General features: G+C 76.1%; 1 protein-coding gene. It reads left to right on the forward strand.

The genetic code is table 11. The features are described 5' to 3' along the window. Positions 1 to 126: 126 nt before the first annotated feature. Positions 127 to 1,195: barstar family protein (locus ABZ641_RS38375; protein WP_359989297.1), on the forward strand; the 1,069-nt coding region annotated here is incomplete at its 3' end.

The following is a 1,195-nucleotide window of genomic DNA, read 5'->3' on the forward strand; positions in this document are numbered from 1 at the left end:
CCCCGGGCCGGCCGGGGCCGGTATCGGGACGGTCCGGTATCGGACGGTCCGGCGGCGGGCCGGTCCGTCCCGCGGGCCGGGGAAATGCCGTCGCCACGGGCGGCCGGACCCGGCAGGATACCCACCGTGCACGAGGACGGGAACCACCGGCTGCTGACCCGCCACACGGCGGCCGGGCCGGAGCACGGCCCCGCCTGGGGTGTCTGCGCCGAGGTGGACGGGCTGTTCGGCGAACCCCGCCGTGCGACGTACGAGTTGTTCGGCTGGGCTCCGCAGGCGGAGGTGCGGGGCTGGATCGGCAGCCGGGTGTGGCTGGTGCCGGAGGACGAGACGCTCGACCCCTGGCTGGTGGAGGACGCCGAGTGCCCGGGTCGGCCGGCGGCGGACAGCCTCGTGCTGACCGGTCTCGACGACCACCTCGGGCCGCCCGAGGGGCACCGGGGCCGGGTCCGGGTGCACGACGGGCAGCGGTGGCTGGGCTCCTGCCGGGAGTTCACCCGCGTGCTGCCGGCCGACCGGCCGGCGCCCCCACTCGTCCTGCGGGGGCTCCTCCCGGGTGACCTGCTCCGGGCGGCCCTGATGAAGGGGACGAGGAAGGCACTGGACCTGGAGCAGGCGGCGCTGGAGATACGCGACGACCACGGCGATCCGTTCACCGACCTGCCGCTCCGGACCAGGATCATCGCCTGGTACCCGTCCGCCTATGGTGCGGACCTGGTCGACCTCGAACTCGACGGGACGGACTTCACTCCCGTTCCCGTGCACGCCCGCCCCGTCCTCGAACGGTGGCTCGCCGGGCCGCCGGACGCCCCGGGCGCCTGGGCGGGCCTCGACACCCGGCGCCGCGAGGTCTGGCTCGACGTCGTACGGGACCGTTCCTGCCGGCGCGTCCGTCCCGACCTGCCGGCCGGCCGCACGTACGAACTCGATGGCCGCCACGTCACCGACGAAGCGGGCCTCCACCTGGCGCTCGGCGAGGCGGTGAACGGGCCGGGCGGCTACTTCGGCGGCTGCCTGGATGCCCTCGTCGACTGCCTGCGCGGCACCTTCGGCCACACTGCCCCTGCCACCCTGGTCTGGCGGGAGGCCGCGACCGCCCGCGAGCACCTCTCACGGCGCCTCGCGTGGGACGGCCGCCCCCGCGACCTGTTCGCCCAGGTCCTCGACGTCCTGGCCCGGGGAGGCGTGCGGGTCG

Source organism: Kitasatospora sp. NPDC007106, assembly GCF_040634455.1.
GTDB lineage: Bacteria > Actinomycetota > Actinomycetes > Streptomycetales > Streptomycetaceae > Kitasatospora > Kitasatospora arboriphila.